This is a genomic window from Vaginella massiliensis (assembly GCF_900089075.1).
Lineage (GTDB): Bacteria > Bacteroidota > Bacteroidia > Flavobacteriales > Weeksellaceae > Weeksella > Weeksella massiliensis_A.
In genome coordinates this window covers 551,586-577,253 of record NZ_LT593747.1, presented here as the reverse complement: position 1 = coordinate 577,253, position 25,668 = coordinate 551,586, and the positions used below count along the sequence as shown (strand labels likewise).

Annotated in this window: 23 protein-coding genes and 1 pseudogene; 8 read left to right on the top strand and 16 right to left on the bottom strand. The window is 37.8% G+C overall.

From position 1 onward, the window contains the following. Positions 1-52: 52 nt before the first annotated feature. The gene (locus BN8061_RS10065) at positions 53-1,408 is read right to left on the bottom strand and encodes a peptidylprolyl isomerase (RefSeq protein ID WP_068599572.1); all 1,356 of its coding nucleotides are present in this window, start codon (positions 1,406-1,408) and stop codon (positions 53-55) included. Between the two features lie 100 nt (positions 1,409-1,508). After that, entirely contained in the window at positions 1,509-2,372 is an 864-nt protein-coding gene (locus tag BN8061_RS10060; RefSeq protein WP_068598949.1) for a beta/alpha barrel domain-containing protein, read from the bottom strand. Between the two features lie 61 nt (positions 2,373-2,433). Here BN8061_RS10060 and pepT point away from each other — a divergent pair, with 61 nt between their 5' ends. Continuing rightward, on the top strand, positions 2,434-3,669 hold the full coding sequence (gene pepT / locus BN8061_RS10055; RefSeq protein ID WP_068599569.1) for a peptidase T: 1,236 nt from the start codon (positions 2,434-2,436) through the stop codon (positions 3,667-3,669). A 68-nt stretch (positions 3,670-3,737) separates the two neighbouring features. On the opposite strand, the gene BN8061_RS10050 is transcribed toward pepT, so the two are convergent. Continuing rightward, positions 3,738-4,295, bottom strand: coding sequence for a lipocalin family protein (locus tag BN8061_RS10050; RefSeq protein WP_068598948.1), 558 nt, complete (start codon positions 4,293-4,295; stop codon positions 3,738-3,740). Positions 4,296-4,789: 494 nt separating this feature from the next. Here BN8061_RS10050 and BN8061_RS12050 point away from each other — a divergent pair, with 494 nt between their 5' ends. The 5 genes and pseudogenes from BN8061_RS12050 to lpdA all read left to right on the top strand — a co-directional run bounded on the left by BN8061_RS12050 (position 4,790) and on the right by lpdA (position 8,915). Beyond that, on the top strand, positions 4,790-5,041 hold the full coding sequence (locus BN8061_RS12050) for a hypothetical protein (protein ID WP_204207206.1): 252 nt from the start codon (positions 4,790-4,792) through the stop codon (positions 5,039-5,041). 56 nt (positions 5,042-5,097) lie between these two features. After that, a pseudogene (locus BN8061_RS12315) lies at positions 5,098-5,601 on the top strand (serine hydrolase); the annotation flags it as partial. Next, positions 5,547-5,909 (top strand): serine hydrolase, encoded by a 363-nt coding sequence (locus BN8061_RS12310; RefSeq protein WP_204207204.1) that lies wholly within the window; start codon positions 5,547-5,549, stop codon positions 5,907-5,909. The pseudogene BN8061_RS12315 and the gene BN8061_RS12310, both read left to right, overlap by 55 nt. A gap of 381 nt (positions 5,910-6,290) precedes the next feature. After that, entirely contained in the window at positions 6,291-7,304 is a 1,014-nt protein-coding gene (locus BN8061_RS10030; protein ID WP_068599564.1) for a 3-oxoacyl-ACP synthase III family protein, read from the top strand. 210 nt (positions 7,305-7,514) lie between these two features. After that, on the top strand, positions 7,515-8,915 hold the full coding sequence (gene lpdA / locus BN8061_RS10025) for a dihydrolipoyl dehydrogenase (protein WP_068598942.1): 1,401 nt from the start codon (positions 7,515-7,517) through the stop codon (positions 8,913-8,915). A 105-nt stretch (positions 8,916-9,020) separates the two neighbouring features. Here the strand turns inward: lpdA and BN8061_RS10020 are convergent, their stop codons facing one another. Further along, positions 9,021-10,379, bottom strand: a complete 1,359-nt coding sequence (locus tag BN8061_RS10020) for an acyl-CoA dehydrogenase family protein (RefSeq protein ID WP_068598941.1) — start codon at positions 10,377-10,379, stop codon at positions 9,021-9,023. A gap of 64 nt (positions 10,380-10,443) precedes the next feature. After that, complete coding sequence (locus BN8061_RS10015; protein WP_068598940.1) at positions 10,444-11,400, bottom strand: NAD-dependent epimerase/dehydratase family protein; 957 nt, start codon at positions 11,398-11,400, stop codon at positions 10,444-10,446. Positions 11,401-11,510: 110 nt separating this feature from the next. Here BN8061_RS10015 and BN8061_RS10010 point away from each other — a divergent pair, with 110 nt between their 5' ends. After that, complete coding sequence (locus tag BN8061_RS10010) at positions 11,511-13,520, top strand: M13 family metallopeptidase (RefSeq protein WP_068598939.1); 2,010 nt, start codon at positions 11,511-11,513, stop codon at positions 13,518-13,520. Between the two features lies 1 nt (position 13,521). Further along, entirely contained in the window at positions 13,522-13,857 is a 336-nt protein-coding gene (locus BN8061_RS10005) for a rhodanese-like domain-containing protein (RefSeq protein ID WP_235802737.1), read from the top strand. Positions 13,858-13,904: 47 nt separating this feature from the next. Here the strand turns inward: BN8061_RS10005 and BN8061_RS10000 are convergent, their stop codons facing one another. From BN8061_RS10000 to BN8061_RS09950, 11 genes are all read right to left on the bottom strand, one after another. After that, positions 13,905-14,855: an isopenicillin N synthase family dioxygenase gene (locus tag BN8061_RS10000; protein WP_068598937.1), complete on the bottom strand. Its 951-nt coding sequence runs from the start codon at positions 14,853-14,855 to the stop codon at positions 13,905-13,907. Positions 14,856-14,942: 87 nt separating this feature from the next. Further along, positions 14,943-15,395 carry a GNAT family N-acetyltransferase gene (locus BN8061_RS09995; protein WP_068598936.1) on the bottom strand — a complete coding sequence of 151 codons (453 nt, stop codon included), beginning with the start codon at positions 15,393-15,395 and terminating at the stop codon, positions 14,943-14,945. Positions 15,396-15,530: 135 nt separating this feature from the next. Next, entirely contained in the window at positions 15,531-17,714 is a 2,184-nt protein-coding gene (locus BN8061_RS09990; protein WP_068598935.1) for a polyribonucleotide nucleotidyltransferase, read from the bottom strand. A 141-nt stretch (positions 17,715-17,855) separates the two neighbouring features. Next, complete coding sequence (rpsO, locus tag BN8061_RS09985; RefSeq protein ID WP_068598933.1) at positions 17,856-18,125, bottom strand: 30S ribosomal protein S15; 270 nt, start codon at positions 18,123-18,125, stop codon at positions 17,856-17,858. 254 nt (positions 18,126-18,379) lie between these two features. After that, positions 18,380-19,186: a mechanosensitive ion channel family protein gene (locus tag BN8061_RS09980; RefSeq protein ID WP_068598931.1), complete on the bottom strand. Its 807-nt coding sequence runs from the start codon at positions 19,184-19,186 to the stop codon at positions 18,380-18,382. A 6-nt stretch (positions 19,187-19,192) separates the two neighbouring features. Then, complete coding sequence (locus tag BN8061_RS09975) at positions 19,193-19,390, bottom strand: hypothetical protein (RefSeq protein WP_068598929.1); 198 nt, start codon at positions 19,388-19,390, stop codon at positions 19,193-19,195. A gap of 6 nt (positions 19,391-19,396) precedes the next feature. Then, the gene (locus BN8061_RS09970) at positions 19,397-19,969 is read right to left on the bottom strand and encodes an RNA polymerase sigma factor (protein ID WP_068598927.1); all 573 of its coding nucleotides are present in this window, start codon (positions 19,967-19,969) and stop codon (positions 19,397-19,399) included. Between the two features lie 110 nt (positions 19,970-20,079). Further along, complete coding sequence (locus tag BN8061_RS09965; protein ID WP_068598924.1) at positions 20,080-21,963, bottom strand: ABC-F family ATP-binding cassette domain-containing protein; 1,884 nt, start codon at positions 21,961-21,963, stop codon at positions 20,080-20,082. 18 nt (positions 21,964-21,981) lie between these two features. Then, entirely contained in the window at positions 21,982-23,166 is a 1,185-nt protein-coding gene (locus BN8061_RS09960) for an ABC transporter permease (RefSeq protein WP_068598922.1), read from the bottom strand. 3 nt (positions 23,167-23,169) lie between these two features. Beyond that, positions 23,170-24,159, bottom strand: coding sequence for an HlyD family secretion protein (locus BN8061_RS09955; RefSeq protein WP_068598918.1), 990 nt, complete (start codon positions 24,157-24,159; stop codon positions 23,170-23,172). 7 nt (positions 24,160-24,166) lie between these two features. After that, positions 24,167-25,564, bottom strand: coding sequence for a TolC family protein (locus tag BN8061_RS09950; protein ID WP_235802736.1), 1,398 nt, complete (start codon positions 25,562-25,564; stop codon positions 24,167-24,169). Positions 25,565-25,668 lie beyond the last annotated feature (104 nt).

The window sequence follows — 25,668 nt, the reverse complement described above, 5'->3', positions numbered from 1 at the left end:
AAAAAGTCCAACCGAAAAGATTGGACTTGTATTTTCATCACTACTAGATGGTTTATTTAGTTTCCCAGTTGATTTCGAAATCGCATGATTTGTAATCATCACCAATTTTCACAAAAGTATGCGGAACCTGTTTGCGCACCCAATTCATCAAGACATCTTGCTCTTTGTATCGAATTGCGAAACGCTTCAACAACGAATAATCTTGTGCGTAATTTACTTTATGTTCTGGGATGAATTCATTGAGGCGTATCAAACGAATCACTTTTTTGTTTTCGTAATCATCCACAAATACCTCTGATAACTCTTGGTTTTGCAACCCTATGAGGTTATTAGAAAGATTGGTTGAGAGTTCGTTGCGTTCGAATCGATCTTCTCCACTTTGCGGATTGATCAAGTTACCTTCGTTGTATTTGGTGTATTTGTCATCAGAAAAACGCAATGCCGCATCTTTGAAACTTATTTTACCTTCGTTTATCATCAATCGGATCGAATCCAATTTGTTGACGGTTTTTTCGATTTCCTGTTCGGTAGGTTTTAGCGTAATGAGGATGTGGCGTAAATCTAATTCTTGACCTTTACGTTTCTCGAGTTGTATGATATGATAACCATAATCGGTCTTGAAAGGCTCAGAAATTTCACCTTCTTCTAGGTTGAATGCAACGGCGTCGAATTCTTTTACCATTGTACCGCGTTTTACCTTCAGATATTGTCCACCGTTTGACGATGAACCTGGATCTTCCGAATACAAGATAGCTTTTGTTGCAAAACTAGCGCCTTCTTCTACTTCTTTTTTGATTTCGTTGAGCTCGTCTATGATCTTTTGCTCGTTCTCTGGCTCGATCTCTGGATACAATATAATATGGCTAAGGGCGTATTGATCTTTAACATCGGGTAACTCAGCGCTATGCTCTTGGAAGAACACGCGAACTTCTTCTGGCGTAGCGTCTAAACCTTTGACCACTAGGCTGCGTTTTTCTCTTGCGTAGATGTTGTCGCGTACGTAGAATTGCAGTTCGTTTTCCAACTCGGCTTTTGTTTTAAATCCAAAATAATCGATTACATCTTTTTCAGAGCCAATTTGTCGGGTGAAATTATCGATCTGAGCTTTTACTGTGCGTTGTACTTCGTCGTTGGTTACCGTAACCAAAGTGTCTTGTTTTGCTCGGTCGATCAAAACTTTTTCGAGAAGCATGTTGTTCAAAAATTCGCAACGATCTTTCACTTCTATTCCTTGTGCTTTGGCCATCTGGAAATCGCGTTCTACATCGGTATCCAAGACTACTTCCTCTCCAACAACTGCCGCAATTCCTTCTATTTTTGCCAGGCGAGTGGGAGTATTATTTTGTGCCATCACTTGCATTGCAAAGAAGTTCATGATCAAAGTACAAATTATTCCTACGTATTTCATATTCAATTTTATAAAGGTCTCTTTTTATTCTTAGCGAGCAAATTTAGCTTTCTTTTGCTTACCAAGCTATTTTTTATTATTGTTTTAACGATTTTTATATTCAACCAAATGTTTTCAGTGCAACATTCCACGCCGATTCGAAATGCAACAGATTCAATCCCAGGTCTTCATTCTTCTCGGTAGCGTAATTGATGAGTTTCTCGGTTGGCATATTCCCGACCATATCACTTTTTGCCATTGGACAACCGCCAAGCCCTTTTATAGCACCATCAAATTTTCTGCATCCAGTTGCATAGGCTGCGTCTACTTTTTCGTACCAATAATCGTATACGGTATGGAAATGCGCTCCGAATTCGATTTCTGGGTAAGCCGGAATCAAATTGTTGAACAAGGATTCTATGGTTGCTCGATCGGCCAAGCCAACCGTGTCTGAGAGGTTGATAGATGTAATGCCTAAATCTGCAAATCGTTTTACCCAATCCAAAACAAGTGCGGTATCGTAGGCTTCGTTGTATGGATTACCAAATGCCATCGAAAAATAAACCATCAATTGTTTATTGGCTTCTTGAGCAATTTCTTGTATCTCTTTGGCAAGCGCAAAAGCTTCTTCTCTGGTTTTGTTGGTGTTGAATTGTTGAAAATTTTCTGAGATCGAAAAGGTGTAGCCCAATACGTCGACATTTTTTTCTGCTACCGCTTTTTCTGCTCCGTTACGATTTGCAATCACCACAGAGATTTTCGATTTGCTATTTTCTCGGTCTATGGAATTCAGCACTTCATGGGTGTCTGCCATTTGCGGTATTGCCTTCGGAGAAACAAAACTTCCGGCATCGATCATCTCAAAACCAACTTGAAGAAGAGAATTCAGATAATCTATTTTTTGTCCGGTTTGGATGAAATTTTTTCTTCCTTGCATGGCATCACGCGGGCATTCGATAATTTTAAAATTCTTTTCGCTGTTCATTTTTTTTGTTGTTTTGCACCCTAAAGGTAGATATTTTGTTAATTTTACGAAAAAAAAAGCAATGCAAACAGAATGGAGAGAAAAATTGGTTAACCGATTTTTGAAATATGTGAGTGTTTATACCACTAGTGAAGCCTTTGTAGAACAGTTTCCGAGTACAGAACGTCAGTGGGATTTGGCAAGATATATCCATCAAGAATTAATCGATTTAGGTTTAGAAGATGTTTCGATTGATGACAATGGATATGTTTTTGGTTATGTTCCCTCAAATCTAGAAAAGGAAATTCCAACAATCGGATTTGTAGCGCATATGGACACTTCGCCAGATTTTTCAGGTGAAAATGTAAAACCACAGATTTGGAAAAATTATGACGGAGGAGATATTAAGCTGAATGAGAAGATGGTACTTTCGCCATCAGAATTTCCCGAATTGCTTCAATACAAAGGTCAAACCATCATCACCACCGACGGAACCACCTTGTTGGGAGCAGATGACAAGGCAGGTTTGGCCGAAATTGTAACCGCTGCCGAATATCTTCTTGCTCACCCCGAAATAAAACATGGTCGAATTGCCGTTGGCTTTACCCCGGATGAAGAGGTCGGACGTGGAGCAGATTTCTTCGACGTAGAGCGTTTTGGAGCAGAATGGGCCTACACCATGGACGGATCAGAAATTGGAGAACTAGAGTACGAAAACTTCAATGCAGCTTCTGGTATTGTAACCGTAAAAGGTAAATCGGTGCATCCAGGTTATGCGAAAGATAAAATGATCAATGCGTCTAATATTGCATTGGAATTTGCTTCGCAATTGCCTTTCGATGAAGTGCCAGAACTGACAGAAGGTCGAGAAGGATTTTTCCATTTAGCTGACATGCAGGGAGATGTGAGTGATGCTAAACTGGTTTACATTATTCGCGATCACGATATGGAGCAGTTCGAGGCTCGCAAAGCTTTGTTCAAACAAATAGCAGAAGAAATTCAAGCTCGATTCGATCATGAAGTGATTACAGTAGAGGTAACCGATCAATATTACAACATGATCGAAAAGGTAAAAGAAAAATTTATTTCGGTAGAAATTGCAGAACAAGCCTTGAAAGATTGCGGAATCACCCCAAATATAAAACCAATTCGTGGTGGTACAGACGGTTCTCGTTTGTCTTTCATGGGATTACCATGTCCTAATATTTTTGCAGGAGGACATAATTTCCACGGGCCATACGAATACGTGCCTGTAGAGTCTATGGAAAAAGCGGTAGAAGTAATTGTGAGAATTGCAGAGCTTACCGCTCAACAATAAATCCTAAAAAGAAGCCTCTAAAAACACTTAATTTTAGAGGCTTCTTTGTTTTAAAGATTTTTTGCGTCTTAACTCTCTATGGGAACTTGTGAGGTCCAAAGCAATCGATTGGTGTCGTATCCCAAAGATTTTGCTTTGGTCAGAAAACGTTCTCGCACCGAGTCGTCTATTTCTTTATCACGAGATAAAATCCATAAATAATCATGATTTTTACCTGCAAGTAACGCATTTTGGTAATTTTCGTCTATGTCAACTACATTCAAAGCGTTATAAAAAAAAGAAAAGAAAGAAACTTTCAATTTACCATTTTTTTCATCTACAACCTTCGCTTTCCCTTCCGATTTTTTCCAAACTTTCTTCTTCTTGTCGTAACCTGTATTGATGACAACAAAAGATCCATCATCGTTTATGATATATTTGGCTATACAATTGCTCAAATTTTTCTCGTATTTGAAATCAATTCGGGCAATTTCGTACCAACGCCCCAAAAATTTTTTCAATTCAAACGCCTGAACGGTCTTGAATTCTACCTTTTTCTTCTCCTTTCTACTGTTGATAAGATAAGCTCCCGTCCCGATTACTCCTAAGAGCAATGATCCTAATGCAACTTTTTTCTTATTGTTCATATTTACCTCTACATTTTTTGTGTTTGCAATATTATGAAGATAAAAAATTGTACCAAAATAGATTGCTGCAGATTATTGCGTATTGATGTTAAAAAAATATTGAATATTATTTTGATGGAGGGAATTTTTTTTATTTTATTTTTACCCTTATCACCATCGAATTTATTACCTTTTTTCTGATTTAAAAATTTTGAAAAATATAGCCGTATGAAATATCTTTTATCTATTTTAACCATATTATGATGTTGAATCCAATATTTGCTCAAACCGAAAATTACAAAGCTGCGATTGAAAATTTTCAAGAAAATTATAATTCAGAAAAATATAAAGAAATTTTCAATACTTTTTCGACTGAAATGAAAGAAGCCTTGCCTCTTGAGCAACCGGTCGAATTTTAAAAAGGACTTAAAAACCAAGTCGCTAAAATTGAAAACAAAGAATTTATAGAATATCAACAAGGAACTTGTGCAACCTTCAAAACCAAATTCGAAAAAATGGTTTTAGCCGTCAATATTTCACTTGACAACGAAAATTTTGTAAATGGTCTTTTTATTCAACCTTATGAAGAATCAACACAAACAACGAATAATATTATAAATTATCTGAACAATTATCCAAAAGAAATTTCCGAAATTATTTTTTCACAAGTAAAAGATTTTCCCTACAACACCCAACTTTCTATTGCAGTTTTACAAAACGGAAAGGTAAATAATTACGGAATAATTAAAACAAACGACACAATATAACCAATCGAAAATCAAAATAAAGTTTTCAAAATCGGGTCTATTACAAAAGTTTTACGTCAACCGTTTTGGCTTCGCTTGTAGTAGAAAAAAAAATCAATTGGACCGATGAAATAAATCCGTATTACTCATTTCCATTTAAAGATAATATCAATCTGAACTTCAAAGATTTAGCCAATCATACTTCGAGATTGCCTCGTTTGCCCGAAAATTTGGATTTATCAGACCAAGCCAATCCGTACAAAAACTACGGAAAAAAACAAATCGAAGAATATCTGAAAAATTTTTTGAAACTAGAGCATATCAAAACTAATGCGTATTCGAATCTAGGAACCGGATTATTGGGTTACACGCTTGGATTATCACAAAACACAACTTTCCAAAAACTATTGCAAAAAAAAGTTTTTGATCATTACAAAATGAACAATTCATTTACCAGCTCTAAAAATTTAAACGACAAACTGGTAAAAGGACAAAATCCTAATGGAGAAATTACGCCTAATTGGGAATGGGACGTATTATTTGGAAAGGCGGAATTTTATCTACAACAGAAGATTTGGTAAAATTTGCAGCAGCACAATTCGATCCCAAAAATAAAGAACTTGCTTTAGCAAGAATACCGACTTTTGAAGTAAACGAAAATATGAAAATCGGTTTAGGCTGGCATATTTTGAAATCTAATAATGGAGAAGATTTATTTTGGCATAATGGAGGAACTGGAGGGTATTCTTCTTCTATGATTCTAAACACCAACGATAAAACAGCGATAATAATACTTTCAAACCTTTCTGCTTATCATATAAAAGCGAGCAATATTGACAAATTATGCTTTGAATTGATAAACCAAACGGAAAAAAATAACGTCAGCTAACATCATCCCAGTTCACAACGGACTAAAAGCATGCATGAGATTATTACAAACTTCACTAAAAGTAATTTAAAAATGTAATCTCAGATTATGCAAAGCCTGTAAACTAAAAGCAAAAATTTATGAAAATTTTTAGAAATACATGAAAGATGGTAATGATAACGATTTAAATTCAGTGTTAGAAACAGCGAAAAAATTAAAAGGACTGAGGCGATTGATAGACCAAGTTCAGTTGCATGATCTGTCATTTTATAATTTAAAAACTGTTTTTTTTTTACCGATAATTTATCATTTCGAAATTAATCAAACTGAAATTCTGATAAAAACTTAATCCACATCCGTTGATTTTATGTTAAATTTGCAAAATTGTAACGTGTAACAATGATGATAAAATCAGTAATAAAAGGAGTTGGACATTACGTACCAGAAAGAGTCGTAACCAACGATGATTTAGCAAAATTGATGACCACAAACGATGAGTGGATTACCGAGAGAACGGGGATAAAAGAAAGGCGACATATTGCACCCAAATCGAGAGTGACCTCATCAGATTTGGGCGTAATCGCAGCAAAAAATGCATTAGAAGACGCCGGGATGACGGCAAAAGATATCGATTTCATACTCTTTGCGACCCTTTCTCCAGATTATTATTTCCCTGGAAATGGTGTTTTGGTTCAACGCCAACTGGGCTGTGATACGATTGGCGCAATGGATATTCGCAATCAATGTTCTGGATTTATTTATGCACTTTCTACTGCCAATGCATTCATTAAAGCCGGACAATACAAAAATATTTTGGTAATCGGTGCAGAAGTTCATTCGTTCGGATTGGATTTTTCGGATGATGGACGCGGGGTGTCGGTGATATTTGGAGATGGAGCAGGAGCGGTTGTAGTATCGGCAGCTGAGGATGATCATCGCGGAATCATCGCGACCAACCTGCACGCAGAAGGGGAATATGCCGAAGAATTGGCCGTGCTTTTCCCAGGTACAAAATACGGATGGAGCGATGTGATGTTAGAAGAAGATAACGGACTTACTAAGAAAGAGATTTATCCTTATATGAATGGTAATTATGTGTTCAAACATGCCGTTACGCGTTTCCCAGAATCAATTCAAGAAGCGTTGAAAGATGCCGGGAAGACCCCAGAAGATTTGGATTTGTTTATTCCGCATCAAGCAAACCTGCGCATTTCGCAATTTGTACAAAAACAATTAGGTTTACCAGACGAAAAGGTTTTCAACAACATTATGAAATACGGGAATACCACCGCAGCGTCTATCCCAATTGCCTTGAGCGAAGCCAAGCAAGAAGGCCGACTGAATAAAGGCGATCTTTTGCTGTTAACTGCCTTTGGTAGTGGTTTTAGTTGGGGATCTGTTTTGATGAATTTCTAAAATTGATTGATATAAATTGGATATAAAGACTCTTCGAACCTGTTTTGAAGAGTTTTTTTTAAAAAAAATATTTCATCACCCATGACTCATCACTTATCACTCATCATTCAAAACTCACAACTAACAAATTTCAACCACAATTCTACCCTAATCCGTTAGAGAATCTTTATATTTGTTTCTTTAAATTATAAAATCAAAAAAAATCAGTATATGAATTCTTACGATGTAGCCGTAATTGGTTCAGGACCTGGAGGATATGTAGCCGCAATTCGTGCCGCTCAATTGGGTTTCAAAACAGCGATCATAGAAAAACAAAGCTTAGGAGGAACTTGCCTCAATATTGGGTGTATTCCATCGAAAGCTTTATTAGATTCATCTCATCATTTTCACGATGCAAAAACTCATTTCAAAGAGCATGGAATCGAAATCGATGAACCAAAAGTAAACTTTGCACAAATGATTGCTCGTAAACAAGGAGTAGTCGAGCAGACAGTAGCGGGGATCAAATTCTTAATGGATAAGAACAAAATTGATCTTTACGAAGGAACCGGATCGTTCAAAGACGCTACGCATATTACCATTACAGCAGCAGACGCCTCGACTCAAGAAATCGAAGCGAAATACACGATTGTCGCAACAGGTTCTGTATCATCTGAATTGCCTTTTGCGCCTTGCGACGGAAAAAGAATCATCACTTCTACCGAAGCCTTATCATTAGAAGAAGTGCCAAATCATTTGATTGTGATTGGGGGCGGAGTTATCGGTTTGGAGTTGGGATCGGTTTATTTGCGTTTGGGTGCACAAGTTTCGGTCGTGGAATTTGCAGATCGTATAATTCCTGGTATGGATGGAGCTTTATCTAAAGAATTGACCAAGGTATTGAAAAAACAAGGCATGAAATTCTACACTTCGACCAAAGTAACTGCGGTAGAAAACACAGGAGATCAAGTTACTTTGAAAGCAGAAGACAAGAAAGGCGAAGAAATTGTTTTGGAAGGAGATTATGCGTTAGTAGCGGTTGGTCGTAGAGCTTATACAGGATCGTTAGGATTAGAAAATGTTGGAATCGAAGTTGATGAGCGAGGTCGCATCAAAACCAACGAACATTTACAAACCAATATTCCGAATATCTACGCTATTGGCGATGTTGTTGCTGGGGCAATGTTGGCACACAAAGCCGAAGAAGAAGGCGTTTTGGTTGCTGAACAATTGGCTGGTCAGAAGCCACACATCAATTATAATTTAATTCCTGGAGTTGTTTATACTTGGCCAGAAGTTGCCGGAGTTGGAAAAACAGAAGAACAATTGAAAGAAGAGGGCGTTGATTATAAAGTAGGAACTTTCCCATTCAGAGCATTGGGTAGAGCTCGTGCTTCGATGGATCTAGACGGATTTGCAAAAATCTTGGCAGATAAAAACACCGATGAGATTTTAGGTTTCCATGTGATAGGAGCACGCGCTGCAGATTTGATTGCAGAAGGAGTTACAGCAATGGAGTTCCGTGCATCGGCAGAAGATTTGACACGCATGTCTCATGCTCACCCAACATTTGCAGAAGCGATTAAAGAAGCTGCTTTGGCTGCTACCGATAATCGTCCAATTCATGCATAATTAGTTTGTTTTCATAATAATTTTAGAATTTTGGGCTACTCGAAATGAGTAGCTTTTTTTATTTAAATACTCATGTAAAAGGTGTTATTTCTTTTTTTCACCCCATTACACAAAAGCCGAAAAACCAGTTATGGCACGTCCTACAATCAACGAGTTGATTTCTTTGGTTCCTTCGTACGAATAGATTGCTTCGGCATCTGCCACGAATCTTGCCACGTCGTGATCGAGTAATATTCCGTTTCCGCCCATTACTTCTCTAGCTCGTGACACAATATCGCGCATACGAAGGGTACAAAAAACTTTTGCCAACGAGGCATGTTCATCTTTCAAAAGACCAGCATCTTGCATTTCGGATAATCGAAAAACTAAAGTCTGCATGGCTGTAAGGTTCGATAACATCTCGACCAAGTGACCTTGTATCAACTGAAAAGAGGCGATTGGTTTACCAAATTGTTCACGTTTTCGGGTATAATCCAAAGCGCTCTCATAAGCACCACGTGCGCAACCAGTTGCCATCCAAGCAACACCAGCGCGAGTCATGCGCAATACCTTGGAGGTGTCTTTGAAAGAATTGGCGTGTTCGAGTTTGTTTTCATCTGGCACGAAACAATCCGTCATCGTGATGAGTCCATTTTGAACAATCCTTAAAGCCATTTTACCTTTAATTTTTTCAACCGAAAATCCAGGTGTGTTTTTTTCTACCACAAAACCTTTCACTTGATCATCGTGCAAATCTCTAGCCCAAATGATAATTAAATCTGCGAAGGTTGCATTTCCTATCCATTTTTTCTGTCCGTTCAAAATCCAACCGTTTTCTGTTTTTTTGCAAGTGGTCGTCAAGCCTCCTGCAACGCCAGAGCCAACCTCAGGTTCGGTGAGTCCGAAAGCACCAATTTTGTTGAGTTTTTGCATTTCGGGCAACCATTTTTCTTTTTGTGCTTCTGATCCGCATATATAAATAGAACCCATTGCCAAGCCAGATTGAACACCGAAAAATGTAGCAATGGATGAATCTATACGAGCCATTTCGTGTGCGATGACGCCTTCCATCAAAAACGGAAGATTTGGACAGCCATAGCCTTCGAAGGTAACGCCAGTGATATTGAGCTCTCGAAAGATGGGAATGATCTCGAATGGGAATTCGTCTCGTAGCCAATAGTCGTTTACCAAGGGGTTTATTTTGGTCTCCATCACCTCTCGTACTTGCAATTGTATGGCACGATGTTCGGGTGTTAGGGTATGAAAAACATCGTAGAAATCACCGTCTATTTGGGGTAATTCTCTTTTTTTGTCGGATGAATTCATCATTTTTACCAATGAATTCATTTGTTTTTTATCGAGTTTCGAAAAGTTATGAATCAGTTGAGGAAGATCGACTTGCGAAGATATTTCATTCAATTGCTCAAAATCGACCTGCTGAGCCAATTGTATAATGCCTCTTAATTTTGAGAATAATCTAGCCATAGTTGCCGGTTTTGCAATGATACGAGCAAAGAATATTCCGAAAAAAAAGAGGCAATAAAGTAGATTAGTTTTTAGCTAATTTTTGTTTCAAATTATCCAGCATGGTTTTGGTCATGGCATCCAAATCGAATTTGGGTGCGTAATTCCAATCTTTTTTAGCAACGTGATCATCGATGCTCGACGGCCAAGAATCTGCAATAGCTTGTCTGAAATCGGGTTCGTAAGCAATGGTGAAATCTGGTAGATATTTTCTGATGGCATTCGCCAATTCTTCGGGTTCAAAACTCAATCCGCCCAGATTATACGATGTTCTGATGCTGAGGCTTTCTTTCGGTGCGTTCATCAATTGTAGAATTGCATCAATCGCATCGTCCATATACAACATCGGGAGGTAAGTTCCTTTGTTCAAAAACGAGGTGTATTTCCCTTCTTCGATAGCCTTGTAAAAAATATCAACCGCATAATCTGTGGTGCCGCCGCCAGCTGGCGTTTTCCAAGAAATGAGCCCTGGGAAACGCACACTGCGCACATCGACTCCATATTTTTCGAAATAATAATTACACCAATATTCGCCTGCTAATTTCGAAATTCCGTACACGGTAGTTGGGGTGTGAATGGTGTTTTGAGGCGTATTGTCTTTTGGGGTATCGGGTCCGAAAATACCGATAGATGAGGGCCAAAATAGTTTGTTGATTTTTTTGTCTTTCGCTAAATCCAAAAAGCTAAGTAAAGAATCCATATTCAACTTCCATCCCAAAGCCGGATTTTTCTCTGCCGTACCCGACAGCAGGGCAGCGAGATGATAGACGGTAGTAATCTGGTATTTTTCTACCAAATGTTTTATTTTATCGGCATCCAAAACGTCTAACTGCTCGTATTCACAGTCGATTTGGAGTTCCTCTTTTGGTTTTATATCGGTTACAATTACATTCGTTTTGCCATATTCTTTGATTAATCTTTCGGTGAGTTCGGATCCAATTTGTCCGAGAGCACCTGTAATCAATATCGTTTCACTTTCCATAATGCTGTTGTTTGTTTGCAAAATCAAAGATAGTATTTATCCCGATTTAATTCTAAAATTATTAAGTTTGTACAACGTAGTTTTATAAATAGTAAATTAACATACTGAAAATGAGAAAAGAACTGATAATGGCTGGAGCGGCACTTGCTTCTATCTCGGCTATGGCTCAGCATGATAACCAAGCAATCCGTTTAGATTATATGGATACTTCGGTTCGTCCGCAAGACGATTTTTACAGTTTTGTAAACGGAAATTGGATGAAAACTGCTGAAATTCCGTCCGATAGAAGTCGTTGGGGAAGTTTTGATGAATTGCGCGAAAATACAGATAAAGTTTCGTTGGAATTGTTGAATGGATTATTGGGTAAAAAATATCCTCAAGGCTCTGACGAACAAAGAATTACAGATCTCTATCAATCGTATATAGATTTTGATACACGAAACAAAGTAGCATTGGCTCCGATCCATAAATATATAGATCGAATCAATAAGATCAAAAACATCAAAGAATTAGAGGCTTACCTGACCGAGGTTGCGCCTTTAGGTTTCAACCCATTTTATTCTTTTTATGCAGGACCACACATGAAAGATTCGAACAATAATGCGGTTTATCTTGGCGGTGGAGCATTAGGTTTGGGGCGTACATATTATCAGGTAGATGACGAAAAGAACCGTCAGACCTTGTCAGATTATTCCGCATATATCAACAAATTGTATCCTTATTCTGGGTCTAAAACTCGTGATTTAAAAGGGGCGAAAGTGGTGGATTTCGAAAAAATGATTGCTTCTAATCTAAAAACGGTTGTAGAATCTCGAGATCCAGAAAAACGATACAATCCATACAAAGTAAAAGACCTCAAGCAATTGGTGAAAGTCGTTGACCTAGAGAAATTCATGAAGGCCTACGGCGTCGATGTTGATGAAGTGATCATTTCGGAGGTGAAATATTTCGAAGCGCTCAATAACATTCTGACGCAAGAAAACTTGCCAACAATCAAAGAATACATGATTTTCCAATTGTTGGATAGCTTTTCTGGTTACTCAACTGCCGAGTTGGATCAATTGAATTTTGAATTCTACGGTAAAAAACTATCAGGGCAAAAAGAACAAAGAGCTTTAGAAAAAAGAGGGCTTGCCTTTGTGAACGGTCGAGTAGGCGAACTTTTGGGTAAAATTTATGTAAAAGACAATTTCCCGCCAGAAGCAAAAGCCAATGCAGAAGAATTGATCGATTACTTGTTCAAATCATTTGATATGCACATCAGAAACCTCGAATGGATGTCGGATGAAACGAAAGTGAAAGCCTTAGAAAAATTAAACAAATTCACCGTAAAAATAGGTTACCCAGATAAATGGAGAGACTATTCTGCACTAGATATTAATGGTAAAAATCTAATTGAAAACGTGCTGATTTTACGTCAATTCTCATTTAATGACAACCTGAAAGATGTTGGCAAACCAGTAGATAAATCACGTTGGGGAATGTCACCACAAACGGTAAATGCCTACTTCAGACCGTCGTCGAACGAGATTGTATTTCCGGCAGCTATTCTGCAACCGCCATTCTATAATTACAAAGCCGATCCGGCTGTAAATTTTGGTGGAATAGGAGCCGTAATCGGACATGAAATCTCACATGGATTTGACGACTCTGGAGCAAAATACGATGGAGATGGTAATCTTGTAAACTGGTTCACAGATGAAGATTTGGCAAAATTCAAAACGGTTTCGGCTGCACTAGCAGATCAGTATGATAAATACGAACCTGTAAAAGGAACTTTTGTCAATGGAAAATTCACCCTTGGTGAAAACATTGGTGATTTGGGTGGTGCAGCAGTAGCTTACGATGCTTTAATGTTGTACCTCAAAGACAAAGGAACCATAGCACCAATCGATGGATTTACACAACAACAAAGATTCTTCTTGTCTTGGGCAACCATTTGGCGTACCAAAGCAACGGAAGAAGCCTTGGTCAATCAGGTGAAAACCGATCCGCATTCACCTGGTTATTTCAGAGCATTTGGTCCATTGGTCAACATCGATGCATTTTATGAAGCCTTTGATATCAAGGAAGGTGATAAAATGTTCGTACCGAAAAAAGATAGAATTGTAATTTGGTAAAATGTACGATAAGATAAAAAACTGGTTAAAAGAACGCAAAAAAGTAATCAAGATGACTACAGTAGAAGCTATAAAAAACGAGAATGCTACCTTGGTAGACGTTCGTGAACCTTTCGAGTTGGAAACAGAAGGGGTTGTAGAAGGCGCAATCAATATCCCAATGGGCGATGTGCCTGCTCGATTGGAAGAATTCAGAAACTTCTCAGAACCTATTGTTGTATTTTGTAGAAGTGGAAACCGCTCGGGTAAAATTGCTCAATTTCTACAAGAAAACGGAATCGAGCATATTTACAACGGTGGCGGATTTGCCGATGTGCAAGAGGTTTTGAACAGTTAAAACCATCCCTCATAACTAAGAAAAAAAGACCGCGAAAGCGGTCTTTTTTAGTTTTTTATCAATCCTAATTCAATTAATCGTTCGGTGAGAAATTCACCTGCAGTAATATCTTCGAATTGTTTTGGGTGGTCTTCATCGATACAATTTTCTAAGCAATTCAACGGCATTTCGCTTATCGGATGCATAAAAAATGGAACAGAAAAACGCGAAGTTCCCCACAGTTCTCTTGGCGGGTTTACGACTTGATGTATGGTCGATTTCAGTTTGTTGTTGGTGTGTCGAGACAACATATCCCCAACATTGATCACCAATTCGTCATCAGCAGCAATGGCGTCTATCCATTCGCCGTCATGATTTTGCACTTGTAATCCTTTTCCTTGTGCGCCCATGAGCAAGGTAATCAAATTGATATCGCCGTGAGCTGCAGCGCGTACCGCATCTTTTGGTTCGTCTAAAATTGGCGGATAATGGATTGGTCGGAGGATAGAATTTCCGTTTTTCACATATTTATCAAAATACATTTCATCCAAACCGAGATACAAAGCCAATGCACGCAAAACGTAAACACCAGTTTTTTCTAGCATTTGGTAAACTTTTTTGGTCACTTCATTGAAGTTTGGCAATTCTTCTACCGTAACATTTGGCGGATATTCTGCCTCTAATTTTGGATCGTTTTCTACAAATTGTCCGGTGTGCCAAAATTCTTTCAAGTCACCTGTATTACGACCTTTTGCAGATTCTTTTCCGAAAGATACGTAGCCGCGTTGTCCACCAATCCCAGGGATTTCGTATTTGGTTTTGGTTTCGAGTGGAAGATTGAAAAAATCTCTCACTTCTTTGTAGAGTGCATCGACCAAATTTTGATCTAGAAAATGCCCTTTGAGTGCTACGAATCCAATTTCTTCGTAGGCTTTTCCGATTTCATTTACAAATTTTTGTTTACGTACCGGGTCATCCGATAGGAAATCACGCAAGTCAACACTAGGAATGTTTTGCATTTTTTTGTAATTATTAATGTAAGACAAAGTTAAAGAAATATTGATATTCTCTGATAAATGAAGGGATGATTTTATTTGGGTTGTGGTCTAAAAATTTATCGAAACATTGAGCCATTCCTCGTCGAAATGGGTGTCGTATTTTTTATAAAAATCAATAGCATTTTGATTCCAGTCGAGTACTTGCCACATCATACCAGAAAAATTGTTTGTTCGGGCATGTTCGATGGTTTTATCCAACAGCATTTTTCCGTAACCAAATCCTCTTTCAGACGCTGTTACAATAAGGTCTTCGAGGTACAATCGGCGTCCTTTCCAAGTTGAATATCGGGTGTAGAAAAGCGACATACCAATGATTTTTTTGTTTTTTTCTAAAACAAATGCTTCCCAAACTGGCGTTTCTCCAAATCCGGCAGCTTCCATTTCTTCGAGGCTTACCGTGACTTGCTCAGCTGCTTTTTCGTACAACGCTAACTCTCTGATCAATTCTAATAGGCGAGGGCAATCTTCTTTGGTTGCTTTTCGAATGTTTGTTTCTGTCATTTGATTCTAAGGATTCAATCAGTTTACAGATGGAAACATCTTTTCTAATTTCCATTCGATTCTGATTAATTTTTTTAAAATATTAAATATAAAAAAACCTCTCGAATGAGAGGTTGATTTTATACAAAAATGATGTTAGTGGCTTGTAGGCGTTTGATCACTTTTTGGTGGCGCATCATCTTTTTTTGGTTTTTCTGTACGCTCAGGTTTTGGGAGTAAAGCTTTACGCGATAATTTCATTTTTTTCTTATCATCGTAGCCCAAGAATTTTACTTTAATTTTGTCTCCAATTTTCAAAGCATCTTCTACTTTTTCTAATCGTTTGTGCTCAATTTCTGATATGTGAACCAATCCTTCGATTCCTTTTGAAATTTCTACAAAAGCACCAAAAGGTTTTATAGATTTTACGAATGCTTCGTACGATGATCCAACTTCGGGTACAAAAGCAATTTGTTTGATACGTTCGATAACCTTGTTGATGTTTTCCTGATTCACACCATTGATTTCTACTCGTCCAACCTCATCTTCTTCGGTCAATACGATTACGGTATCGGTTTCTTTTTGTAATTCTTGAATGATTTTTCCGCCAGGTCCGATTACTGCTCCAATGAATTCTTTTGGAATTTCCATTAGCGCAATTTTAGGCGCATTTGGTTTCAATTCTGGTCGTGGAGCTGCAAGAGTATCGGTCAGTTTACCTAAGATATGCAAGCGTCCGTCACGAGCTTGTTCAAGCGCTTTTTCCATGATTTCCATTGACAAACCTTGCACTTTGATGTCCATTTGACAAGCGGTAATTCCGTCTTTTGTCCCAGTTACTTTAAAATCCATATCGCCCAAATGGTCTTCGTCGCCAAGAATGTCAGAAAGTACCTTCCATTTGCCTGTTTTGGTGTCGGTAATTAATCCCATCGCAATCCCCGAAACTGGTTTTTTGATTGGGATACCCGCGTCCATCAATGCCAATGTACCAGCACACACGGTTGCCATAGAAGAAGAACCGTTCGATTCTAATACCTCTGATACCAAACGTACTACGTACGGATTTTCGTCTGGTAACATTTTTGTTAAAGCTCTTTGAGCCAAATTTCCGTGTCCCACTTCTCGACGTGATGTTCCTCTTAAAGGGCGCGCTTCGCCCGTAGAGAAAGGAGGGAAGTTGTAATGTAAAAAGAAGCGTTCTTCGTGATTCATGACAACGCCGTCTACCACGTTTGCATCTCTAGAAGAACCTAAGGTAACGGCTGCCATGGCTTGAGTTTCGCCACGTGTAAATACAGCAGAGCCGTGCGATCCGGGCAAAACATCTACTTCTGTCCAGATTGGGCGAATGGTTTTAGGATCGCGGCCATCTAGGCGAACTCCTTCGTTCAAAATCAATTGGCGTACAGCTTCTTTTTGTACATCATGAAAATAGACCTGTGCCAATGGTGTAACGCGTTCTAATTCTTCTAAATCTTCTTCGTATTGCGCTAAAAATTCATCTACAACAGTTTTGAATTTTTCAGATCTTTCATGCTTTTCTGATGGTGTTTTGGCTATGTCGTAATAACGATTATAGGCATATTCCCAAATTTTTGCACGAATTTCTTCGTCATGTGTTTCGTGGTTGTATTCACGTTTTGGGAAAGATTTTCCAACTTTTTCTGCCAAACTTTCTTGTGCCGCAATTTGTTTTTTGATCTCTTCGTGGGCAAACTGTATTGCTTCTAACATTTCGCGCTCAGAGATTTCGTTCATTTCGCCTTCGACCATTACCACAGAATCTTTAGAAGCACCAACCATGATGTCCAAATCTGCTCGCGACAATTGTTCTACAGAAGGATTAATCATCAATTTTCCATCTAGTCGAATTACTCGGGCTTCTGAAATAAGGGTAAAAGGTATATCGGTGATGGCGATTGCTGCCGAAGCTGCCAAACCTGCTAAAGCCTCTGGCATTACATCTTTATCGTAAGAGATGAGCGAGATCATCACCTGAACTTCGGCATGAAAATCTTCCGGAAACATCGGGCGTAATACGCGGTCTACCAAACGCATGGTCAATACCTCGTCGTCCGATGGTTTTGCTTCTCTTCTAAAGAAATTTCCTGGGATTCTACCGCCGGCATAAAATTTTTCGCGGTAATCAACGGTTAGGGGTAAGAAGTCTACTCCCGGATTTGCTTCTTGGTTTGCAACTACTGTTGCCAATAGCATGGTGTCGCCCATGCGTACGATGACTGATCCGTCTGCTTGTTTAGCATATTTACCAGTTTCAATTGAGATTTCTCTTCCGTCTTGAAGAGTAATTTTCTCGGTGATTGCTTGTGGAATCATTCGTCTTGTAAAAATTAAATTCGTCTAAAATGCTGAGACCGTTTGCCTCAGCGTGTATATATGTATAAGTCTATAAATGTAATGTTAATAAATAAAAAAGGCAATTTTACAATTGCCTTTTTTAATTTTTTTTGGAAAGAATTATTTACGAATTCCTAATTCTGCAATAATTGCACGGTATCTGTTGATATCCTTTTTCTTTAAATAATCCAATAAAGCTTTGCGCTTACCTACCAATTTTACCAAAGATCTCTCGGTGTTGAAATCTTTTTTGTTTTGTTTTAGGTGTTGAGTCAAGTGGTTGATTCGGTATGTGAACAAAGCTACTTGACCTTCTGCTGATCCTGTATCGTTAGCAGATTTTCCATGTTTTGCGAAAATTTCGCTTTTTACTTCTTTAGTTAAATACATTCCAATATTATTTAAATGATTATTATGTATGCGGTTGCAAATTTACAACTATTTATTGAATATCATACAATAATAAATAAAAAAAGCGATAGATTTTTCTATCGCCTTCTAAAAAATTAAGTTAAGTTGGTTGGTTTGAAAAAATGTTATGAGTAATATAATGATGGTTGGTTAGGATAAGGTTTATTTGGGTGTTGGTTGATTAATAGGTTTAGTTTTTGATTTAAAGGAAGTTTTCAGATCATTACCTCAATTTATATTACTATAGTTATTTCTTCATTATTCAATTTTTCTATTGGAATAAGTATGGTTTCGTTTTTTGTTTTTAAGGTTAGCGTGATGTTGTTGATGGCTATAATTGTTCCTTCTACGTCTCGGTATTTGATTCGTTGTCCTACGGCAAAGTTTTTATTGGTATAAAAACCTAATAACAAAAGGTGTATGATTTTCCGCGATCCTAAACCAAAACCGATCGTGAAGGTGAGCAAAATCGCTCCCAAAATAATGGTCAGGTTGTTGGTGATGATATCGGTATTGACGCCTGCTTGATTGAGCGCGGTGATGCTGATAAAAATGATGATAAAATAAAAAGCGATGTTGCTTATTATATTAGAACCTTTGATATCCATCGATTTCAAGATGGTTTGCAGCATGTCTTTTATTTTACTTGCAAAATAAAAACCAAGTACGAATATCAAGATTGCACTGATCAATTGTGGTAGATAGGCGATAAGGTTCGAAATCTGTTGTGAAACGATCGTCAGTCCAAAAAAATCAGCTCCAACAATTAATATAATCAGGATGAGAAACCATTTTACAACTTTTAAAATAATATTTTCGAGGTTGAGCGTTATGCTCGATTTTTTTAGAATATCGTTGTTGTTGAGTTTCCCGTTGAGGGCATTTAATCTAGAAATTTTTAAAATCTTTTTCACAATATAGAGTACCAATTTGTACACGATAAAACATGCGATAATAAAGATCAATCCGCCTACGAATTTTGGTGCGTAAGCTATAAAAATCTGATTCAATTCATTCAGTATTTGTAAATCTAAATCCATAATCCTTTATGATTTCTTGTTATTTTTATTTTTTTTGGAATCTGAAAGATCTAAAAAATCGTTTGCAACTTTAGGAAATTTCACAATGTACAATTCGGCTATATTTAGCGATAGGTTGATGAGATGGATGTCATCGAGAACTTTTTGTTTCAAAGTATCTGATAACTTTTCGTTTTGGATAATTTCTTTGAACGGATTTTCCACGATGTTTTAGATTTTGTTATAGATACTTATCAGTCTTGTTTTTGCTCTATTGAGTCGCATCTTTACTGCACTTTCAGATAATTCATACGCTTGACAAATTTCTTTTATAGAAAAATTGTCTTGATATTTCATCAATAAAATCATTTTATCGTTCACGTCAAGTTTTTCAAGTGCTTGCTGAAGTTTTTCGAATTTCAAGTTGTAAATTGCTTGATCTTCGATGTCTTCATAACCTTCTTGTTCTTCTGAGTTTTCAGTGTCAAATAACTCCTCTTTGTCGCTTTTTCGCTCTCGTTGTAAATAATTTACACAATGGTTGTAAACCAATGTATAAAGCCAAGTCGAGAACTTCGCTTCGTGATTAAAACTTTTCAGTTTTATATAGAGTTTGAGAAAGATGTCGTGTGTCAGATCTTGTGCTTCGTCTGTATTGCTTACAAAACCGATGCATTTATGAAATACTTTCTCGGCATAACGATCATATAGAACACCAAAAACCTGGGGGTCTTTGGTCGCTACAATCATTTTGATCAACTCGTGATCGGTTATGTCTGTTAAATTCTTCGAATCGATTTCCATTTACTCTATACTTATGACACCGATATTATAAAAAAGTCACATCGTTTTATTGATTTTTTTTTATAAATAAATTATTTCGCTGAAAATCAATTGGATAAATTTCGGTTGAACTAATTCAGTTCTAACCAGCGCATTTCTTTTTCATCTAATTCTTGTATGATTTGTTCTAATTTTTGACTAATCTTTGTTACTTCTTCGTAGGACAAAGCTGTGTTGGAAAGTTGAGCCGTAAGTTCTGCTTTTTGCTGTTCTAGAATGGGCAGCGATTCATTGATTAGCTCCAATTCTCGTTGCTCTTTATAGCTTAACTTACGAGGTTTGTTTTCTTGTGAAGCTGGTGTGTCGATTGTTTTTTGAGCTTCGGTTTTTGTTTTTTTCTCTTTGCTTTCGGTCGCTGGCTTGTTTTTGTTTTCGATAAAATATTCGGTGTAGGTTCCCATATACCGTGTTATTTTACCGTCGCCTTCGAATATCATCAGCTCATCTACCACCTTATCCATAAAATAGCGATCGTGCGACACGATGAGTAAACAGCCCTGGTACTCATTCAGAAAATTCTCTAAAACCGTGAGCGTTGGTAAATCGAGGTCATTGGTTGGCTCATCTAGAATCAAAAAGTTTGGATTGGGGTAGAGCACTGCTAACAATTGTAAGCGTTTTTTCTCTCCACCACTCAGTTTCGATATGGGCGTATGCTGTTGTTCTGGTGAGAACAAGAACATTTCTAAAAATTGTTCTGCTCGCAATTGCTTACCATTTGCCAAAGGAAAAAAATCGGCAATGTCTTTTACAAATTCTACGACGCGCTGCTCTTCGATGAACGAAATTCCATCTTGTCTGAAGTGTCCTATTTTCAACGTTTCGCCTCGTTCTATGCGACCAGAATCTGGTTCGATTTCGCCTTCTAGCATCTTGAGAAAGGTGGTTTTTCCGACTCCGTTTTTACCGACCAAACCGATTTTCGCGCCTCGAGCAAAAATGTAAGAAAAATCGTCTAATATTTTCTTCTCGCCGAATGCTTTGAATACGTGTTCCATCTCGATTATCTTTTGCCCAAGTCGCGTCATCACCATTTCGAGTTTTATTTTCTGATCGATAATTATTCGTTTCGCGGCTTCTTCTGTTTCGTAGAAAGCATCGATTCTAGATTTCGATTTGGTGGTTCTGGCTTTGGGTTGTCGGCGCATCCATTCGATTTCTTTTCGGTAAAGATTTTTCGCTTTATCGATGTTGGCATTGGCGTTTTCTATGCGCAATGCTTTGTTGGTAACATAGGTTTCGTAATTACCCGAATGCACGTAGAGAGTCTGGTCTTCTAGCTCTAATATCTTGTTGCAAATTGCATCTAAAAAATACCGATCGTGTGTTACCAGAATAAGGGTTTTGTTTTCTTTGTTCAAAAAATATTCGAGCCATTCTACCATTTCGATGTCCAAATGGTTGGTGGGCTCGTCGAGGATGAGCAGTACATAACCACTCTCGAAACTCAAATCGATTAGAAATTTTGCCAACGAAATTCGTTTGCGCTGACCGCCCGAGAGTTTTCCTATTTTTTGATGAAGAAAATCAATTTTCAGTTTTGATAAAATTTCTTTGATAACGGGTTCTACTTTCCAAGCATCCATCAAATCCATCTGAGTCATTAGGTCCATCAATTGCGGATTCGAAGGGTCATTCATGATCATTTCATCGTACCGATGCACCAAATCCAATACCTCGTTCGAGTGATTGAAAATGTATTCTTCTGCAAGTAAATCATTGTCGAAATCATCGGATTGGTCCAACATCAAGATTTTTACATCTTTGCCAACTCGTACTTCGCCTTCGTCGGCGGTTTCTAAGCCAACTATGATATTGAGGAGCGTAGATTTTCCGCTACCATTTTTCGCAACAAAAGCAATCTGATCGCCTTCGTTTACATGAAAACTCACTTGGTTGAATAAGGTTCGAATGCCGTAGGTTTTGGTCAGATTTTCTACCGTCAGAAAATTCATTATTTTTGTGCCTCTAATTTATGATTGGGTTTCTTTTTTTTGAGCTAAAAGGGTTTTTCTTGCCTTCCTTATTTTTATACTCAATATAAGCAAAGATAAGACAAAGCAAATTGTAGCAATAATGCCTAAATATAGCAAAGATTGATGGATGAGTTTGGGATCGCCTTTTGTTATGAATAATATTCTGAAAATTTTCAGGTAATGGGTCAGCGGAATAGTGTCGGCAATGGTTTGTATCCACGCGGGCATCTGACTCATGGGCCAGGTAAAACCACTCAGAATAAAACTTGGGGTTGCCACAACCATGAGCACTTCTGTGGCTTTGAGTTGGGTGGGCAAAACGATACTCACCAAAATTCCTAAAAAACAAACCGCTAAAATAAACACGATTGAACTCCAGAAAAACGGCCAAAAACTTGCGTCTAATTTCATATCGTACCATACTCCATAAAAATAATAGAGGATGAAAATAAATATCGACATGAAGATATAGGGAAATATTTTTACAAAAATAAGACTCAAAGGATTGGCAGTCTGACTAATGAGTTCTGAGAAAGTTCCACGCTCGAATTCTGCTGCAAACGAAAGCGCCAAACCCAAGAGCAAAACCTGTTGCAATACGGTAAGTAAAACGCCTGGCAGCATGAAGTAGAGGTAATTTCCGCTTCGTATATTTTGCTTTATCATGGTCGTTTTGAAAGGCTCGTAATTTTGGCTTGCTTGATATTCTGGCACGCCTTGTTTTCGCATGGTTTCTATGGTGATGCCCGCTTTCAAGGTAGAGAGTACGGTGGTTATGGCAATGGCTGCAGTGTTCGAGGTGAGGGTATTGGATCCGTCTACAAAATAGACAATCTCGGGTAATTTTTTTTGTTGTAAATCTGACTGAAAATTTCTGGGGATAACTAAAACCACGTCAGCACCTAATTCTAAAGCCTTGTTTTTAGTATCGAATGTTGTGGGCAAAACTTCTGCAACTCTTACCGATTCGTTTTCGTTGAGCATATCGATTATTCGATGACTGGTGGTTGTGTTGTCTTCATCTACTACTAGGATGGGTAAATCGGTTACACTCCCTTTTTTATAAACATTTCCTATGAGTATACCGTACATTATCGGGGCACCCAAAAAAAGGATGGGCAGTACGGGATCTGTAAAAAATAATTTGAATTCTCTTAAGATGAGACGAAATAGGGTTTTCATAGGTTATTTATCGTTCAAATTCAATAAAACATTGGCCTTAGAAAGAATCTGCGTTGCTTGTGAGGCGTCTAAAGGAACTACTTTTATTTCGTATAAGGTTTGCTGTTGATTGAAATCTGGGTAAGCTGTAGAGATGTTGGCGTAGCTGCTAAGTGCTTTTATGGCTACAACTTTCGATTTTATTTTGAGGTTGTCTTTGTACGGTACTGTAACGATTACGGTTTGGTTTTGTGATATTTTTCCTATCTTGTTTTCGGGTATTGTAAAACGAAAATACGTGGTGTAATCCAATATACCGTTGGCTATAGCATAGCCAGGCAAAGCCAATTCGCCCAATTTCAGGTTGATACTTTCTATGCTCAGGTCTTGTGGTGCTTTTATGTGTTTTTCTTGTTCGGCAACCCCTACTTCTTGTAGTGCGCCTATGGCTCTTTCTTTTTGTCCAAGTGCCATTTGTTGTTGTTCTATTCTGGCGCCATGTATGGCATCGGCCAATTCGGCTTCTGCAGCCAAATATTGGTTTTTCGCTCCTTGGTATTTTGCGTACACTTCGTCGTAGGTTTGTTGAGAGATCAGACTATCGCGAAGCATATTTTGCATTCTTTTATTCGACTTTTGGGCAAAATCATATTGTTCTTTTAGACCAGCAACTTTGGCACGTAGTTGTTTTATCTGATTATCTGTTGCGCCTTTTTTTGCCATTTCGTATTGGGCTTGTGCTGAGCTAACGGCTCCTTCGGCCTGATTTTTTTTGGCATCGACTTCCGGAATGTCTAAAACGAAAAGCAAATCTCCTTTTTTATAACTTTTTCCTTCTTCGGCTAAGACTTGTTCTACTTTTCCTGCGACCTTGGTTACGATAGAAATTTGATCTTTTTCGGTCTTACCTTGAAAGATATTGTCGTCGTTTATGGCATTTTTATTATCCGATTTGCATGCTGCTAGCGTGAGTAATCCGAGGAGTAGAATTGGGGTATATAATTTGATTTTCATTTTTTTCTTATTCTAAAATTTTTTCTAATAATTGTCCGGTCGTTTGTAGCAAATCGTAGCTATAACTGCGTTGTTCTACCAGCTGTGTATAATAGGCCATATTGGCTTTGTAATAATCGTTTTCGGCAGCCAATCTTTCGGTAACATCTATGAGTCCTTGCTGAAATCTTTTAGATGCAATTGCTAAATTTTGTTTGGCGATGCTTTGCTGTTGATCGCTCACTTTTAGTTTTTCTTGTGCTGTTTCGTAATCTACTCTATTTTTTTTGAGCAAAAGATTCAATTTTTCTTCGGCTTCTTTGTATTTGTTTTCTTGCAAATTGAGTTCTATGCGAGCTTGTTGCAACTTGTTTTTATTCTGATTTCCATCGAAAATATCCCATTTGGCTGCTATTCCGATCATAAAATTAGGAAATAAGGATAACTCATTCATTTTCAGCGTCACATCTCCAGTTGTGCTTACATCTTTTAGTACGGTTTTTCCGGCAAAGAGCGTGGTGTAATTGAGTCCAGCAAAGGCAAAAACTTGAGGTAGTTTACTTCCTTTTTCTTTTTCTACCAGGAATTCATAGGCTTTTTTGGAGTGTTGCAAGGCGCTGAGTTCTCTTTTTTTAGACAAATCATACGTTTGGTGCAAAATATTGATTTCTTGCAAAGGGTATTCTATCGCTTGCAATTCTTCTAAGGGCAGGTGTGTAAGCATTTTGAGCTTATCGTAGAGCAATATTTTAGAGCCTTTTAGTTCAACTTTTTTCGATTCTAATTCCAATAATGCCAATTTTATTTTTTCTCTATCGTAGGGTATTGCTAAGCCGTTTTGTATGGCTTGCTGTACTTTTTGCCGTTCTTTGTCCAATCTTTTTTGCGAATTATCGATCAGGCTGTCTACTTGTTTCAGCAGCATCAATTGGTCATAGCTCTTTAGTATTTCGTTGGCGATTTCTTCTTTGCTTGCGTAGACCAGGTCATCCAAAGCCAATCTTTTTTCTTCCAAAGCTTTCAATCCGTTGGTGACTTGCAATCCCGAAAAAATCACCTGTGATCCCATGAGTCCGACATGTGCAAGCGCATTGGAGGTTTTGAATTTTTTTTCTTTTTCAAAAAGATCAACATCAATGATATTGATATGCTTCGAAGGGACATCCAAGACGCCGTAGGCTTGCATGTACGCCGCCCCACCAATTGCTTTGAGCTGTGGTGAGAGAATCCCTTTGGTTTCTAGAAGTTGATAGTCGTTTTTTTGAACCTCTAATTGCTTGTTTTGGATTTCGTAATTGTTCTCTATGGCAGCATTTATAGGTTTTTTGAGTTGAGGATCGATGAATTGTTGTGCGTGTAAATTCATCGAAAACAAAATGGGTAAAATTGAAAGTTTATAGGTAGAAAACATCTTGTTTTTTTGCATAAATTATACGAGTTTCGGATCGAGAAAAAATCGTACCAAACTTTTTATAAAGGGATTCAAACCAAAATCGCGAGCAAGGAAATGATCGTTGGTTCATCCAAGCT